Raw genomic sequence first — 16,822 nt, 5'->3', positions numbered from 1 at the left:
CGGCCGATGGCTCAGATGTTCGAATACGAACTGCACCAGCCGCGCCCGGCGACCTGCTTGTCGCCAAATAGCGTGCAGCCACCGTACGCGTCCGTGGCTTTGCCCTGGAACAGCGAACAGTTGCCACACGTTTGTCCTGCGGCGTAGTCAGGAAATTTTGCCTTGTCGACCTTGGAAGCGTCCTCTGTATAGCCAACGGCTTGCGCTTTAGGATCGGCTTCACTGAGCCGGTTCGCCGTATCGGCGAACGCGACACGGGACAGCACCAGCGTCGAGCTCACGCCCACGCCTAGCATCAAAAAATTTCGGCGCGATGTTTTCATGGTGTGTGGATGCCCGAGGGTGCGCGGCCGACCGTTTCGAGAATCGCCTCGATCTCGGCGCGTGCTAACGGTGTGGGCAGAAAGGCGTGAATCGGACGCCGCGATATCAAAGCGGCGTCGATTGTGTTGGAAGGCGTGATCATCGGCGGAATTCCGGCAGAGCCAATTGTCTTGGCGGGCTGCGACGATTCTAGCGCGAAGCGCCTGTTTTCCGCTTACGGCGGACGCAAGCGTGACGATCGATCTGCGAGCGTCACGCCGCGTCGCTACATCTCTACAGTACGGCGGTGTCGCTTACATCAAGCCGACGCACACAGCCGCCACAATCGAGCCGATCACCAGCACCGCGCCGACGGTTTTGCGTTTGTTCAATTCCGTCCACAGCAGCACACCGGTCAACGACAGCAAGATGATGCTGCCCGCCAACGTATCGATCAGCAGCACCCAGCCGACGCTCAGCCCGACACCCTTGTGCAGATTGGTGAGCGTCGCAAGAAACGAGTTCTCGCTGCGTTTGACCGTCACATAGCCGCTGCCCACCCAGTATTCGGCGGACGTATTTTCGTGCGGCGAAGCGAAGTTGAGCTGCCAGTGTTCCGGCTGGACGATGCTGCGCTCGCCCCACGCGACCGGATGCGCAGGCTCTTTCTGCGCGCGCCCCGGCGTGCCAGTGAGTTTGAGTTCCTGCTTGAGCCACTTGCCCAGCTCGCGCGGCGTCTCCGGCGCCGGTTGCGGCAACGGGACCTGCACGACCGACACTTGCGGCTCGCCGGTCGACACCTTCAGCGGGCCGCCGCGATGATTCAGCAGAAAACCGGTGGTGCCGAACAGCAGACCCAGCGCCGCGCCCCACAGGCCGATCCAGCCATGCACCTTGCGCAGCCATTTGACGAAGGTGGCACGGCGAGAGCGCTGTTGTCGAGTCTTCAGATCGCCGCTGTCCAGCCGTTGCGGCTCGCGCGCCGCCGTGTCGAGGGCCGCGGCCGATGGAAGATCAATGGTCTCGGGTACGCTCACGTTTCGCTCCAGGTGCGCAACAGGTTGTGATAGCAACCAACCAGGCTGCGGCGCGCAGCTTCGTCGGCATGGGTGGTGTTCAGGCGTTGGATCGCCGTATCCATATCGAACAGCAGCGCGCGTTGCGAGTCGCTGCGTACGAGGCTTTGCACCCAGAAGAAACTGGCAAGGCGCGCGCCGCGCGTGACCGGTGTGACCTGATGCAGGCTGGTTGCCGGATAGACGATCATGTCGCCCGCCGGCAGCTTCACCTGCTGCACGCCATAGGTGTCCTCGATGACGAGTTCGCCGCCGTCGTATTCGTCGGGCCCGGAAATGAACAGCGTGATCGACACGTCCGTGCGCACCTTCACGCCGTTGGGCAGCACGCGCACCGCACCGTCGACGTGACTGCCGAACTGCATGCCGCCTTCGTACCGATTGAAGAGCGGCGGGTACACCTGGTTCGGCAACACTGCACTGATGAATAACGGGTTGCGCTCGATCGACGCGAGAATCACGTCGCCGAGTTCGCGGGCCACCGGCGAATGCTCGGCAATCTGCTGATTGCGTTTGACCGGCGCACCCTGATAACCCGCGGTTGCGCGGCCGTCGACCCACGCGTCGCCGGCCCCGTCGAGCCGTTCGCGCACAAGGCGCAATTGCTCGGCGTTCAGTACATTCGGAATATGCAGCAACATGGCGTGTTTCCTTTGCGTGGCGACCCGGTCGAGTGCGACCCGGTCGAGCGCGAAATCAGAACCGGTAGTCGAACGTCGCCAGCAGCGTGCGTCCGATGCCCGGCACGGACCGGCCGCCGTCCGACGGAATCAGGGCGTCATAGTAGTACTTGTTCGTCAGATTCAGCAGATTGAGACGAACGTCATACTTCTTCGCATGATAAGCGGCGGTCACGTCCCAGCGCGTGTAGCCCGGCACCTGTACGTAGTTCGTGTTCGACGCGTAGCGCGGCGACATGTAGGTCGGGCCACCGCCCACTTCCCATTGCGGCGTGATCGCGTACGTGGTCCAGAACATCAGCGTGTTGCGTGGCGTATTGGCCGGTACGTGTCCCTGCGTGCCGTCGAGCGCCTTCAGGATGACGGCGTCCATGTAGGTATAGCCGGCGAACACTTGCCATTTGTCGGTAATGTGCCCGGTCGCGCTGGCCTGGAAGCCGTCGACGCGAATATCGCCTTCGAGTTCGTATTCGGTCGGCGAGACCTGGGTGCGGGCATTGTTCTTTTCCTCGCGGAAGATCGACGAGGTCACCGACAGATTGCCGCCGAGCAGATCCCACTTGCCGCCGACTTCATAGGATTTGGTCGACTCCGGCGCGAGGTTCTGGGTCAGGTTGGTCACCGTCAACGATTCGAGCGACGGATTGAACGACGTACCGTACGACGCGTAGTACGACTGCCAGTCGGTCGGCTGATAGATGACGCCAGCGCGCACACTGGTGAAGAAGTTGGTTTGGCTGGCATAGGCCGGCAAGCTGATCGTATTGTGAATCTGCGCCTGGAAGCGATCCCAACGCAGGCCGCCGATGACTTTCCAGTGCTGGCCGATCGAGACGGTATCGTTAAGATAACCGGCAATTTCATTCGAGCCCGAGTTCGCGTAATTGCCCACCGTGGTCGTCACGCCTGCGGGCGACGACAGGTACGCCGGGTCGATCATGGTCACGACCGGCAAATTGTTGCGCGTGGAGGCCTGGTTCGAATAGCTGTCGTGACCCAGTTCCGCGCCGACGATCAGATCGTGCTTGAGCGGTCCGGTGTCGAATTTATATTCGAGCGTGGTGTCGTTGTAGATCGAATGGTTTTCGATCACGCGGTCGTGGCTCTGCAACTTGATGAACAGTTGCGACGGCGAGAGCGTCGTGAAGTTGCCGTTGGTCAGCGCCGGGCTGTTCGCGAGCGGGCCGGTCAATACGGCTTGCGGCGCGGTTTCGCGCGCGTCGGTCATCGAGTGCGAGAACTGCGTCTGGTTGCGCAGGATGAGGTCATCCGAGAACTTGTGTTTGATGCCGGCGGTGACAATCTGCACGTCCTGAATCGTGCGGTCGGTGGTCAGGCCATAGAAGGTGTTTTTCGGCACCGGTGACGGACGGCCGTTCAACGCCTGCACGCCGTAGTCGGGCATGTCGTAATTGTGCTGGATCAGCGCGGAGATCGTGACCTCGGTCGGTGTGCCAATACCGAAGCGCACTTCCGGCGCGATGCCGTAGTCCTTGTTCCTCATCTCGTCGCGTGTCGAACCGAGGCTCTGGCCGAATGCGTTCAGGCGAATGGCGGACGTGTCGGTGAGCTTGTGATTGACGTCGACTGTGGAGCGGTAACGATCGTCGGTGCCGATCATGCCGCTGACTTCCGCTGAATCCTTCAGGTTGGCTTTCTTGCTGACCTGGTTGATCACGCCGCCGGTCGAACCGCGGCCGAACAGCATTGACGAAGGACCGTACAGCACTTCGATTTCTTCGAGGTCGAAGGTATCGCGATAGTACTGGTTGCGATCGCGGAAGCCATCCAGATAGATGTCGTTTTGGGCGGTGAAGCCGCGCAGGTTGATGTTGTTGCCGATCTGACCGCCTTCGGCCGCGCCGATTGTCACGCCCGGTGCATTACGCAGCGCGTCCTGGAACGAGGTCGCGCCTTGCGATTGCAGCACCGATTTGTTGATGACCGTGACCGTCTGCGGGATGTCGCGCAATGCCGTGGGGGTTTTTGCACCTACAGTCGAGCGCTCTGCCTGGAAGTCCTGTTGTTCAGCTTGCGCCGCTACGCCTATGGTCGGCAAGGTCGCGTTGTCAGCGGTCGTGCCCGTCGGCGCGGCTTGGGCCGACGACGGCGCGGCGGTCTGCGCGACAGCCGGGGTTGCAAACGGAACGGCAAAGGCTAGCGCTAACGCAGTCGCGAGCGGCGTGTGGTTGAACATTGGAAATCCCGTCAGAGGTGCGCTTGCTAATACCGCATGGCTGGCATGGGTATTGATGACAAAAACGCAAGTGGCTGGCTTGCCGCTCTTCAGAAAAGATCGAAGACGACGGGATGGCTGGCTAATCGTTAATGAGAATCGCTATCATTCCACATGCATAAAAGTGGAGCAACGAACCGTAAGAAATCGCGTGAAACTGAAATGTTTCTGATTTTTACAGATGTAGGCGTGTTGTAATTTTTTGCGAACTTTCGGTCGGATTAGTTTACTTATTTGTAAGGAATTGATTTGCCGCTGGCGGTGTTCTTCGCTATTGATCTGATGAAAATATTTGGGCATTGATTTGCTGCGTCAGTCAGAGATCTTCTTGTAATTTGCGCGAAATGAGGTAGTCAGGAGCTGCTCGGGGTTTTTGATCGTGTGCTTGGCAGGGCGCGCCGGCGAGCTTTGGTGTGATCCATAAGCTTTCAAAAGCACAACAGATCATCTGACGCTTCTAGATAGATCGCTGGCGCGAAATTGCGATGTCGTTTCTTTTTTGCAACAGCTAGCCGAGATGGTAGGCGGTTTTTTTTGCACTTACCGTGCGGGGGTTTTGGTCTGATTGCTTATGGCGTGGGCTTTTTCTGGATGCCTACGGTGTTGGCCTTTCCTTGTTTTCTTATTGGTTTATTAGCGTCGCCCCTGTGCGGGGCGGCACCTACTTTTCTTTGCCGCCGCAAAGAAAAGTAGGCAAAAGAAAGCGGCTCACACCGCCAACATTTAAGTGGGTCCCCTGGCTTGGAGGGGCTGGTGGTCCGATAAACGGATCACGCCTCGGTCCATTAAGATCTGTGACACAGCCGTCATCCGCTCCCACTCCGCACTACGTGCGTCGCGGTTGGGTCCACCTGGGAAACCGGGGGCTTCGTTTGCGCGTAGCGGGTCCATCGGCTTCGCCTCGGCGAGGCGCCGAAAACACCAATTGGTTTTGTGAAGTACCGCCCCGGCGCGCGCAGCGCCGCCGGAGGAATGACGGCCTTGTCACTCACGCGGACGGGTGCAGGAGCCCAATCTCTACGGAGCCACGATCCCCTCCAAGCCAGGGGACCCGCTTAAGAATTGGCGGTGTGAAGCCGCTTTCTTTTGCCTAGGAATGTCTGCAAAAGTCCTGGCGTTGACGTGAGCGTGGACTATCCTGGGAGCAGGGGAATTCAAGGAGTGACGTGATGACGCAACTTGGTCTTGGTCTGGATCTGTCAACGAAGCGCACCCGCAAGCGTGAATTTCTCGACGAGATGACACGCGTGGTGCCGTGGCAGAAACTGATTGCGCTCATCGAGCCGCACTACCCTAAAGGCAAGACTGGCCGCCCGCCGTTTCCGATTGCGACGATGCTGCGCATTCACTTCATGCAACAGTGGTTCAGTCTCTCGGACCCGGCGATGGAGGAGGCGCTGCACGACATTCCGCTGTATCGGGAGTTCGCGCTGCTGGACGTTGGCATGACGCGGCTGCCCGACGAGAGCACGATCCTGCGGTTCCGGCACCTGCTCGAGGCTCATGAACTGTCGGTCAGCATGCTGGCGACGGTCAATGAGATCCTGCAGGCGAAGGGCTTGATGCTCAAGGTGGGCTCGGCGGTCGACGCGACGCTGATTGCCGCGCCCAATTCGACGAAGAAGCCCGGCACGCGGGACCCCGAGATGAGCCAGACGCAAAAGGGAGGCAGCTGGTACTTCGGCATGAAGGCGCATATCGGAGTCGATGCCGAATCGGGTCTGGTGCACACGGTGAAGTGCACGCCGGCGAACGTTCACGACATCACCGTGGCGCACGCGCTGCTGCACGGCAAGGAGAAGGTTGTATTTGCCGACGCGGGCTATGTGGGCATCGAGAAGCGAGGCGAAACGGGTGCGGTTCAGTGGCACGTCGCGATGAGGCCGAGCAAGCGGCGAAAGCTGGACAGGAGCAAACGAATCGATAAGATTTACGACGAGATCGAGCGGCTCAAAGCGGCCGTGAGAGCGAAGGTGGAGCACCCGTTTCGGGTGCTGAAATGTCAGTTTGGATATCTGAAGGCACGGTATCGGGGATTGGCGAAAAACACGGCGCAGATCGAAACGCAGTTCGCGCTGGCCAATCTCTGGATGGCGCGCAAGACGCTGTGAAGCGCAATGAAGGACGAAAACGAACCGCACGGGCGCAGCGCCAATGACAAGACGCGACAGGTATTGGCTCAACTCAGTGCGAATGACGGCGCGATCTTCACTCTGAGTGTGCCAGTTAAAAATCCCAAGCAGAAAACGGGTTGTTCAGACCTTCCCCTACTTTTCTTTGCGGCCGGCAAAGAAAAGTAGGTGCCCCCCCGCACAGGGGGAACGCTAATAAACCAATAAGCAAACAAGAAAAGGCCAAAGAGGCGAGAACCAGGAAATGCCGCCGCGAAAGGCAAACAACAAACCCCTATCTCATAGACCGCGGATGCCACAACCGCGCTCCCCCCTCAATCCCCGCATCATTCGAAACAACCGCCACATTCGCTGGCAACGCGAAATTCAACCTGGCAGCATTCCCTCCCCCAATCCACAACTTGTCAAAGTTCACCAGCGAAGCAAGAACCCCAATCACCTTCTCAACCCGCCGGTTCCACCGCTTATTTCCGGCCGCTTCCCGCGCCGCCTCGCCAATGTACTCGTCATACGCCACACCCTTCTTACTCACCGGATGATGCGCCAACTCCAGATGAGGCATCAGCTCGCCCTCGCGAAACAGCGCCGTTCCGGCCCCCGTCCCGAGCGTCAGCACAAATTCAATACCGTGCCCCTCGATCGCGGCAAGACCCTGCATCTCGGCGTCGTTGATCATTCGCACCGGCAGACCACCGAGCCGCTGCGCCAGCGAATCAGCAAGCGGAATATCGTGCCAGCCCTCCACACCGAAATGCGGCGCCGTCAAAATCCGGTTGTTCCGCACCACGCCCGGAAAGCCGATCGACATCAGCGTGGCCGGCTCCTTCGCGACGAGCGGCTCAACCAGCTTCGCCAACGCATCCACCAGCTGATCCGGCGTGCACGGATGCGGCGTCGCCACCCGCAAGCGCTCGGTTTTCATCTGTCCGTCCGCGTCGATGATCGCCGCTTTCAAGCCCGTGCCGCCCACATCGATCGCCAGAATCCGCTCGGAACTGCCGGTCACCTTCTTCTTACCTTTTGTGCGTGTCGCCATAGCGTCCCCCGATAGTGTTGGTGAATTTGAAGGAGTTACTTCTTCTCGACAGCAGCCTGTTGCAACGGCCGCCATGCATGGCCGTTGCGCGCGAGTAACGCGTCCGCTTCCGCGGGACCTTCGCTACCGGCGGGATAGCCGCACACCGGAACCGCGCCGCCGGCTTTCGGATGCAAGACGTCGTCCACTGCGCACCAGCTCGTTTCGATGCTGTCGGCGCGCTGAAAAAGCGTCTCGTCGCCGAGCATGCAGTCGTACAGCAAGGTTTCATAACCGACGTTGGCACGCTCCGCGAAAAAATCGCCGTAATTGAACGACGACTGCACCGCGCCCACCTGCATCAGCGGCCCCGGCGTCTTCACATTGAAGTCGAAGCTCGTGCCGTGCGCGGGATCGATGCGCAAGGTCAGCACATTCGGCGTCAACGCATCGACAGGCGTATCGCGGAACAGCCGGAACGGCACCGGTTTCAGTTGCACGGCGATCTCGGTACGGCGAGCGGCAAGACGTTTGCCGGTGCGCAGATAAAACGGCACGCCGGCCCAGCGCCAGTTCTCGACGAACACGCGGGCGGCGGCATAGGTTTCGGTCATGCTGTCCGACGCAACGTCGGGTTCTTCACGGTAGCCCACGCCCGCAGGACCTTTTTCGTATTGCCCGAAAACTACGTCGTCGGGCTTTAGCGGCTGGATCGCGTCGAAAATTTCGGCCTTCTTGTCGCGCACGGCTTCAGCATCGAACGAATTGGGTGGCTCCATCGCGACCATGCCGAGCAACTGGAAAAGGTGGTTCGGCAGCATGTCGCGAAACGCGCCGGTCTGCTCATAGAACTTGCCGCGCCCTTCCACGCCGATCGTTTCCGCCGCGGTAATCTGCACACAGTCGATATATTCGCGCCGCCACACTGGTTCGAACAGCGCGTTCGCAAAGCGCACCGCGAGAATGCTCTGCACGGTGTCCTTGCCGAGAAAGTGATCGATGCGATACACCTGCGACTCTTTCGCGTACGACAGAATGTGTTCGTTCAGATCGCTCGCCGAGGCAAGATCGGTGCCGAACGGTTTCTCGATCACGATGCGGCGGAATCCGCCGCTCGCGCCATCGCCCTCTTTCAGCAAATCCGCTTTGCCAAGATGTTCGACGATCGGCTTGAAAAAGCGCGAGCTGACCGCCAGGTAAAAAATCACGTTGCCGCCCGGCGATTGAGCGAGCTTCTGCTTGAGCTTCGCGAACGTGTCGTCGGTTTCGAATTCGCCGGCCATGTATTCGAGCCGTTGCGCAACCCAATTCCAAGCGTCGTCGTCAAGCTTGCCGGCGTGGAAGGTGCTGGCCTTGTCGGCCGCGAACTGCTGCAGCGAGGTGTGCAGATCCTCGCGCCATTCACCCGTCTCACGCTCGCCGTGATTCACGCCGATGATCTTCATCGCGTCGTCGAGCAGGCCGTCGACGGCGAGGTTGTAGAGCGCCGGCATCAGCAACCGTTTGGTCAGGTCGCCGCCGGCACCGAAGATGATGAGCGTGCAAGGCGGTGCGGGCCGTTTGCCCGCCGGTGACGGTGGCGCATCATGCGGGCTCGCGCTGACTTTGCAACTGGCTCTCTGGCTGGCGGAAGCGGAGGTATTCGAAGGAGTAGACATGGGATTCGCTTTAGGAAGTCAATGAAACGGACGTGGCGATATCTGAAAGACCACGCTTGAGCCCGCACAGTTCAAAAACAACCACTCATCCCGCCCGGCACGTGCGCTGTGTGCCGTATGTAACCTCGTGCGCCGCCTGGCGTGTAGAGTTACTTCGCCGTCGTCGCCAGCGCAGGCTCGGCTGTATGCGTCGGCACCGGCGCGGGCGCCTGTCCCGGATCGCCCGTCAGCGGCAGATTGCCGGAGGCACCCATCGCCCGCGGCTGCAGCAGCAAGGCCACCAGCCCACTCCAGCCGGTTTGATGCGATGCGCCCACGCCGCGCCCGTTATCGCCGTGAAAATACTCATGGAAGAGCACCAGATCCTGCGAGCGCGGGTCGGCTTGCAATAGCGGATACGCACCCATCACCGGCCGCTCGCCACGCTTGTCCTTGAGAAACAGCGTGGTTGCGCGGCGCGCCAGTTCGTCGGCGATTTCGCTAAGCGAGAACTTTTGCCCTGAGCCGGTCGGATACTCGACACGGAAACCGTCGCCGTAATAGCGATGAAATTCGTACAACGATTCAATCAGCAGATAGTTCACGGGCATCCACACCGGCCCGCGCCAGTTCGAATTGCCGCCGAACACGCGAGAGTCGGATTCGGCCGGCAGATACTTGACGCTGAAACTGTCACCGTTGTGCCTGAACACAAACGGTTCATCGCGATGCACGCGCGATAGCGCCCGCACGCCGTGATCGGAAAGGAATTCACTTTCGTCGAGCGCGCGGCGCAGCAAGGCTTTCATCCGATGCCCGCGCAACAGCGAAAGCAGGAGGCTATTGCCCCTGCCGGGCTCGTTCCAGCGTGACACCAGCTTCGCCAGATCGGGGCGATGTTCGAGGAACCAGACGAGCCGTTGACGCAGGCCCGGCAAGCTGCCATGCAGACGTTCCTCAAGTACATGCACGGCGAACAACGGTATCAGGCCAACAATCGAGCGAACGCGCATCGGCACGTCGATGCCGTCGGGCAGACGCAGTTTGTCGTAGAAGAACTCGTCCTGACTGTCCCATAAGCCGGTTTCGCAATCGTCGTCGCAACTGACGGCCTCGGCGATATACAGGAAGTGCTCGAAGAATTTCACGCCGATGTCGACGAACACATGGTTCGCGTAAGCGAGTTCGAGCGCGATGCGCATCAGGTCGAGCGCGTACGCGGCCATCCACGCCGTGCCGTCGGCCTGATCGATGTGACCGCCGGTGGGCAGTGGCGACGAGCGGTCGAAGATGCCGACGTTATCCAGGCCAAGGAATCCCCCCTGAAAAATGTTCCGGCCGTCGGCGTCCTTACGGTTCACCCACCACGAGAAATTCAGCAGCAGCTTGTGGAACACCAGTTCGAGAAAATCGCGATCCGCCTTGCCGGTCATCGCGCGATCGATCTCATAGACGCGCCACGTGGCCCATGCATGCACCGGCGGGTTGGCGTCGCCGAATGCCCATTCGTAAGCGGGTAGCTGACCGTTCGGATGCTGGTAGCGGTCTTTCACGAGCAGCAGCAATTGACGCTTGGCGAACGCCGGGTCGATCAGCGCGAACGCGGCCGCATGAAACGCCAGGTCCCACGACGCGTACCACGGGTATTCCCACTTATCGGGCATCGACACAATGTCCGCATTGCACAGATGCCGCCAATCCGTATTACGGCCATGCTTGCGGCGCTCAGGCGGCTTGGGTTGCAGCGGATCGCCTTCGAGCCAGCGATGCACGTCGAACTGGTAATACTGCTTGGACCACAGCATGCCGGCCAGCGCCTGGCGCTGTACGAGGCGCGCATCCGGATCGTCGATCTCGTGCTGCAGCGCGCCATAAAACTCGTCGGCTTCGGCGAGACGGTGAGCGAATACCGCATCGGCGTCGAGCTGCACGTCATCGGGGCACGACTGCGGACGCCAGCGCATGTACACCACGGCACGGCCATGCGCCGGCAGTTCGAGCGGTGCATGGGCGCCCGCCTTGGTGCCGGCGTCGTGACGCACCGCTTGGGCGTCGCCGTGCACCAGATAGTCGTTGAAGCCGTCTTTGAACGGGCCCGCGCCGTCCATGTTGTACAGGCGCTTGACGTTGGTGTCGTTCTCGCAGAACAACCACGTGAGCTGCGGCGCATCTTTGGACCATGCCGTGACGACAATCGGCTCGTGGCCATGCTGCCGGCCAACCACATGCACTTCACCGCCGTGCTCCACACCGGCGACAAGCGTCGGCTTATCCGTGTTTTCCTTCCACGACCACGAATTGCGCGCCCAGATTTGCGGCAGCACATCGAGCGATGCCGGCTGGTCCGCGCGATTCTCGATCGTCACACGCATCAGGATGTCGTCGGGTGCGTGTTTCGCATATTCCACCTGGACGTCGAAATAGCGCGAATCGTCGAATACGCCGGTATCGAGGATTTCGTACTCCGGCATATCCGCGCCGCGCTGCGCGTTTTCCTGAACCAGGTCGTCGTACGGATAAGCTGCCTGCGGGTACTTGTAGAGCATCCGCATGTACGAATGCGTGGGCGTGCCGTCGAGGTAGAAGTACAGTTCCTTCACATCCTCGCCGTGGTTGCCCTGCGCATTGGTCAGGCCGAACAGACGTTCCTTCAGAATCGGATCGTTGCGGTTCCACAGCGCGAGCGACACGCACCAGCTCAGCTTGTCGTCGCCGAAGCCGGCGATGCCGTCTTCACCCCAGCGGTACGCGCGGCTGCGCGCATGGTCATGCGGGAAGTGGTCCCAGGCGGTGCCGTTTTCGCTGTAATCCTCGCGCACCGTCCCCCATTGACGCTCGCTGAGATACGGGCCCCAGCGCTGCCAATGGGCACAATCGGCCGAGTGCAGGCGTGCACCTTCAATGGTGGCGAGCAGATTGGCAGCGCGCAGCGGAGGCATGAATACGTCCTTGCGTGGGCTTGGCGGCGGGACTCACATCGTAGCGCGGTTTAGCCGGCGATGGGCTTCCATTCCGCCAGCAGGTGTTCGACGCGTAGCAACTCCCCGAGCGACCACGCCTGGAACGGCGTGCCGGCAGGCGCATGCGGCGCGGCGCCGTCGGCGATTTCGGGGAGATGATCGAGGCCCGTGTGATCGAGATGCGCGTACAGCGGGTCCAGAAAGCGTGCTTTGGCCTGGGTACGGGCGTCGGCGCTGGCGCCGTTAAGCCGCAGCCACGCTTCGACAAACGGGCCCAGCAACCACGGCCAGACTGTTCCCTGATGATAGGCGCTATCGCGAGCCAATGGGCCGCCTTCGTAGCGGCCATGGTAGGCCGGATCGGACGGCGCAAGCGTTCTTAAGCCAACCGGCGTCAGCAACTGCGCTTCAACCTGATCGACCACCGCGCGCGCCGCCGCGCCTTCGAGCAAGGGAAACGGCAAACCGCCCACCGCGAAAATCTGGTTTGGCCGAATTGAACGATCAACCGTGCCTTCCACGTGATCGACGTCGACGTTGTCGAAAAGCGCCTGCGTGGACGGATCGATGAAGCGTTCATGAAACGTTTGCAACGCTCGCGCGGCCGCCGGCTGCCATTGCGGATTCCACATTGCTGCAATGCGCAACGCGTTGATCCACAGCGCCTGAACCTCCACCGGTTTGCCGATGCGGGGCGTGACGACCCAGTCACCGACTTTCGCATCCATCCACGTGAGTTGCACACCGGGCACGCCCGCGCTCAGGAGCCCATCCGCCGAGGCCTTGATGCCGAAGCGCGTGCCTTGCGTGTAGCCCGTGAGGATCGCGTCCACGGCCTGCTGCAAGTGCGTGCGTGTCGTGGTGCATGTGTGATTCGTGGCCAGATAGTCGTGTACGGCGATGACGAACCAGAGCGACGCATCGACGGAATTGTATTCCGGCGTGTCGCCGTAATCGGGAAAGCGGTTCGGCAGCATGCCCTCCGACAAGGTCGCGGCCCATTCAAGCAGGATCGCTTCGGCGTCGTTCAGGCGTCTCGACGCGATCAGCAAGCCGCGCATCGCGATGAACGTGTCACGGCCCCAGTCCGTGAACCACGGAAAACCCGCGAGGATCGTGCGGCCTTCGTTGCGCTCGACGACGTATGCATCGGCGGAACGTTGCAGACGCGAGCCCAGCAAGTTGCGGCGTTGCTGCTCGATGTTGGCGAGTTCCGCGGCGTGGTCCGGAACGGGCGTGTTGATCGCAGGCGTGGGTGCCGGGGTTGCCGGCTTTGCTATCGAAGCGCTGAAGATCATCGCCGCTTCGCCATCGGCGAGATTGAAACTGAACTCGCCAGGTGTCGCGAGGTCTTCGCTGAAATCAAGGCCGCGCTCACGCTCGCGCACGTAGCAGAAGTTTCGATACCAGTCGGGCGCGTGGGTGTAAGTCCCGTTCGTTACGGCCTGGATGAGCGGCACGTCGCCATAGGGCTGCCAACTCACGCACGACTGCCCGTCGCCGATCCGCGCATTGAAGTTGAAGGCGGGATTTTCATGGTGCAGTGCATGGTAGTCGCGCCCGGAAAGCAACGGCCTGACCTTCAGCATGCATGCGCCCATTTGCGCGCCTTCCAGCCGCCAGCGCAAAACCGTTTCACGCGTCGCCTTGCTCACGAACACTTCTGCCGTCACCGCCCTCTGCCCGTCGAGTTGGAAGCGCCACGTCGGCCACGGTTCGGTGCAAAACGTGAGAAGGCTTGCGCTCAGGTCCGGATAGAGCACATCCGGCACATAGCGTTGCATGCTCAATGGAAAGCGCTTGCCGTCCGCTTCGAGCCACGCTTCGACTCCATTGACGAGCACCGTGCGCCCGCCCGGCGCGCGCGTGGCGGTGAGCAGCAACGCGTGATACCGCCTCGTACGCAGCGTGCCGACGGTGCCCGATGCGAATCCGCCGAAGCCGTCTGCTTCGAGCCATTCGTCTTCGAGACGTGTGATGTCGAAAGGTCTTTCGATGCGTGTCATGTCCGTACCGGGTATGCAGAACCGCGAATCTTTCGATGGGCCTGACCTTCAGGCGTGTGGCGCTAACGTGACCATTCACCTGCTGCCTGCTTTCCACTTTCTTTCGAATAACCGACGCTTATTCACTAGTTTTACTCACTCGCAAACGTTTCACAATTATTTCTTGAAAGATCTGGAGACTGCATCCGCCACCACGAAACTGGATGCAGACATGAGAAAAAACATGCACCTCGCGACTGCCATTTTTGTTGCAGTCGCAACTTTTGCGCTGAGCGGCTGTGGCGCGGACGACTCCGCGCCGGCGTCTTCGTCGCCCACTGTGACGAATAACAACGCCATGCAAAACGCCGCGACGAGCCCTCCGACCGGCGGCCTGAATACGTCCGTGCCCCTGGCTGCCGACCCCGCTGCCGCGTCCGACAGCATTACCCAGAACATGCAAGCCAGTCTCGCCGCCGACAACCAGCAAGTCGCGCCCGTGATGCATTACGCACCGGGCGACAGCGGCTCCAGCAACTGACCCGATTCCACCGGCGTGCTTTGCGCGCTATTGTTCCCCCCGCAGAAGGTGATATTCGATGACATCAACTAGCCGTCGCCGTTTCCTGCAGACCGTGGCTTCATCCGCTGGCGCTGCTGCCGCATTGACCGCGCTGCCCGAGTCGATTCGCAATGCACTTGCCGTGCCCGCATTTTCGCGCACCGGCACGATCCGCGATGTCGAGCACATCGTCGTGTTCATGCAGGAGAATCGTTCGTTCGACCACTACTTCGGCCACATACGCGGCGTGCGTGGCTACAACGACCGCTTCCCGATTCCGCTGCCGAACGGCAAGCCGGTGTGGTATCAACCGTCGAAGGAAGACCCGACCAAGCCGGTGCTGCCGTTCCATCTGAACACGGCCACCACCAGTGCGCAATGCGTCGGCGATCTCGACCATAGCTGGTACAAGACCCATGCTGCGATCGACGGCGGCCGCTACGATCAGTGGCCCGCCAACAAGACCGACATGACGATGGGTTACCACCTGCGCAGCGACATCCCGTTCCACTATGCGCTGGCCGATGCATTCACGATTTGCGACGCCTACTTCTGCTCGCTGCCGGGCCCGACGCACCCGAACCGTTCGTATCTGATGACCGGCATGGTCGACCCGAGCGGCACGCTGGGTGGTCCGCTGCTCGACAACAACGATTTCGTCGACGGCGACGGTCCGCCGAACTATCAGTTGCTATCGTGGACCACGTACCCGGAGCGCCTGCAAGCCGCCGGTATTTCGTGGCAGGTGTATCAGCAGGGTTTGACCGGCTCCGATCCGCTGAACGGCAATTACGGCACCAACATCCTGCAGAACTTCACGAACTTCATCAACGCGCAGCCTGGCTCGCCGTTGTACGAGCGCGCGCAAACCGTACGCACGATCGACGACCTGAAGGCCGACGTGCTCGCGAACAAGTTGCCGCAGGTGTCGTGGTTGTGCCCGCCTGCTGCGTACTCCGAGCACCCGAGCTATACACCCGCGTACGGCGCGGAATACACCTCGCAGATTCTCGATGCGCTGACGTCGAATCCCGAAGTGTGGAGCAAGACCGTGCTGTTCATCATGTACGACGAGAACGACGGCTTCTTCGACCACCTCGTGCCGCCGCAACCCGCAACGACGGCTGCACAAGGCCAGTCGACGGTCAGCACCGACGGCGAGATCCACAACGTGGTGAATCCGGCGCGCGGCGGCAACTATACGGCTGACGGCCTGCCATACGGGCTCGGCCCGCGCGTACCGATGACGATCGTATCGCCGTGGAGCAAGGGCGGCTTTGTATGTTCGCAGGTGTTCGACCACACGTCGGTGATCCGCTTCATCGAAGCGCGTTTTGGCGTGTACGAGCCGAACATCACGGCATGGCGCCGCGCGGTGTGCGGCGACCTGACGACTGCCTTCGACTTCCGCACGCCGGACTCGAAAGTGCCGCCGTTGCCTGACACGAGCAACTACAAGAGCATCGCCGACAACCAGTGCGCGACGCAGCCCAAACCGACCGTGCCGGCGACGCCCGGTGCGATCGATGCGCAGGAGAGCGGCATCCGCTTCGCGCGCGCGTTGCCGTATGAATTGCATGTGAACGGGCATGTCGATGAGAAGAAGAACACGTTTGAGCTCTCGCTGGCCAACACGGGCGACCAAGGTGCGCATTTCTATGTGTATTCGACGAATCGCACCGATGGTCCGTGGCGCTATACCGTCGAGGCGGGCAAGTCACTTCGCGAGACGTTCGATCTGACGGCGACGAACGGCGTGTATGCGTTTGAAGTGTTCGGGCCGAATGGTTTCGTGCGCAAGTTTGCGGGCAATGCGCAGCAAGCTACGGCGCAGGCTGCGCTGGCCGCGGGTCGGCATGGCAACGACAAGCCGGCGCTGCCCGAAATCAAGGTGCAATACGATGTTGCGAACGGGAATGTGTTCCTGAAGTTCAGCAACAAGGGTGGTGCTTTGGCGCGGTTGTCGGTGACGGACAATGCGTACGGCGCGCGCACGCGTCCGGTGTGGGTGCCGGCGGGGGCGCAGATCGAAGAGGCTTGGGTGCTGGCGTCAAGCCATCACTGGTATGACTTGACCGTGACGAGCAATGATGACGCTAGCTTCTCGCGTCGTCTGGCGGGGCACGTGGAAAATGGCCGGCCGAGTATTAGTGATCCGGCGGCGGTGGCGCCGGTGTTGGCGGTGAATTAAAGGCGGGTGATGTGAACTGGGCTTCGGTTGAGTGGCTGCTTTTTT

Annotated in this window: 13 protein-coding genes; 4 read left to right on the top strand and 9 right to left on the bottom strand. The window is 60.9% G+C overall.

Features of this window, described 5'->3' with window-relative positions:
- Window positions 1-11: 11 nt before the first annotated feature.
- From PQR27_RS33235 to PQR27_RS33215, 5 genes are all read right to left on the bottom strand, one after another.
- Window positions 12-323, bottom strand: coding sequence for a high-potential iron-sulfur protein (locus PQR27_RS33235; protein ID WP_408527785.1), 312 nt, complete (start codon window positions 321-323; stop codon window positions 12-14).
- Entirely contained in the window at window positions 320-466 is a 147-nt protein-coding gene (locus tag PQR27_RS33230; protein ID WP_408527784.1) for a nitroreductase family protein, read from the bottom strand. The genes PQR27_RS33235 and PQR27_RS33230 overlap by 4 nt, the downstream gene beginning before the upstream one ends.
- Window positions 467-617: 151 nt before the next feature.
- Window positions 618-1,340, bottom strand: a complete 723-nt coding sequence (locus tag PQR27_RS33225; protein ID WP_408527783.1) for a PepSY-associated TM helix domain-containing protein — start codon at window positions 1,338-1,340, stop codon at window positions 618-620.
- Window positions 1,337-2,020 (bottom strand): Fe2+-dependent dioxygenase, encoded by a 684-nt coding sequence (locus PQR27_RS33220; RefSeq protein WP_408527782.1) that lies wholly within the window; start codon window positions 2,018-2,020, stop codon window positions 1,337-1,339. The genes PQR27_RS33225 and PQR27_RS33220 overlap by 4 nt, the downstream gene beginning before the upstream one ends.
- A 55-nt stretch (window positions 2,021-2,075) precedes the next feature.
- The gene (locus PQR27_RS33215) at window positions 2,076-4,256 is read right to left on the bottom strand and encodes a TonB-dependent receptor (RefSeq protein WP_408527781.1); all 2,181 of its coding nucleotides are present in this window, start codon (window positions 4,254-4,256) and stop codon (window positions 2,076-2,078) included.
- Window positions 4,257-5,464: 1,208 nt separating this feature from the next.
- Between PQR27_RS33215 and PQR27_RS33210 the strand changes: the two genes are divergently transcribed.
- Together PQR27_RS33210 and PQR27_RS33205 are read left to right on the top strand one after the other, a co-directional pair.
- On the top strand, window positions 5,465-6,406 hold the full coding sequence (locus PQR27_RS33210; protein ID WP_408522999.1) for an IS5 family transposase: 942 nt from the start codon (window positions 5,465-5,467) through the stop codon (window positions 6,404-6,406).
- A gap of 6 nt (window positions 6,407-6,412) precedes the next feature.
- Window positions 6,413-6,595, top strand: a complete 183-nt coding sequence (locus PQR27_RS33205) for a hypothetical protein (protein ID WP_408527780.1) — start codon at window positions 6,413-6,415, stop codon at window positions 6,593-6,595.
- Window positions 6,596-6,701: 106 nt separating this feature from the next.
- Here PQR27_RS33205 and PQR27_RS33200 read toward each other — a convergent pair whose 3' ends face one another.
- The 4 genes from PQR27_RS33200 to glgX form a co-directional block, all read right to left on the bottom strand.
- Complete coding sequence (locus PQR27_RS33200; protein WP_408528379.1) at window positions 6,702-7,463, bottom strand: ROK family protein; 762 nt, start codon at window positions 7,461-7,463, stop codon at window positions 6,702-6,704.
- 35 nt (window positions 7,464-7,498) lie between these two features.
- A complete protein-coding gene (gene zwf / locus PQR27_RS33195; RefSeq protein WP_408527779.1) occupies window positions 7,499-9,100 on the bottom strand; it encodes a glucose-6-phosphate dehydrogenase in 1,602 nt (533 codons plus the stop codon).
- Between the two features lie 149 nt (window positions 9,101-9,249).
- Window positions 9,250-12,018 (bottom strand): MGH1-like glycoside hydrolase domain-containing protein, encoded by a 2,769-nt coding sequence (locus tag PQR27_RS33190; protein WP_408527778.1) that lies wholly within the window; start codon window positions 12,016-12,018, stop codon window positions 9,250-9,252.
- Between the two features lie 50 nt (window positions 12,019-12,068).
- Entirely contained in the window at window positions 12,069-14,045 is a 1,977-nt protein-coding gene (glgX, locus tag PQR27_RS33185) for a glycogen debranching enzyme GlgX (protein ID WP_408527777.1), read from the bottom strand.
- 67 nt (window positions 14,046-14,112) lie between these two features.
- Here glgX and PQR27_RS33180 point away from each other — a divergent pair, with 67 nt between their 5' ends.
- The gene (locus PQR27_RS33180; RefSeq protein WP_408527776.1) at window positions 14,113-14,565 is read left to right on the top strand and encodes a hypothetical protein; all 453 of its coding nucleotides are present in this window, start codon (window positions 14,113-14,115) and stop codon (window positions 14,563-14,565) included.
- Between the two features lie 58 nt (window positions 14,566-14,623).
- On the top strand, window positions 14,624-16,777 hold the full coding sequence (locus PQR27_RS33175; protein WP_408527775.1) for a phosphocholine-specific phospholipase C: 2,154 nt from the start codon (window positions 14,624-14,626) through the stop codon (window positions 16,775-16,777).
- The last annotated feature ends 45 nt before the right edge of the window (window positions 16,778-16,822 follow it).

Source organism: Paraburkholderia fungorum, from assembly GCF_046027215.1.
In the GTDB taxonomy this organism is placed as follows: Bacteria; Pseudomonadota; Gammaproteobacteria; order Burkholderiales; family Burkholderiaceae; genus Paraburkholderia; species Paraburkholderia fungorum_D.
This window is presented reverse-complemented; position numbering and strand designations above follow the sequence as displayed.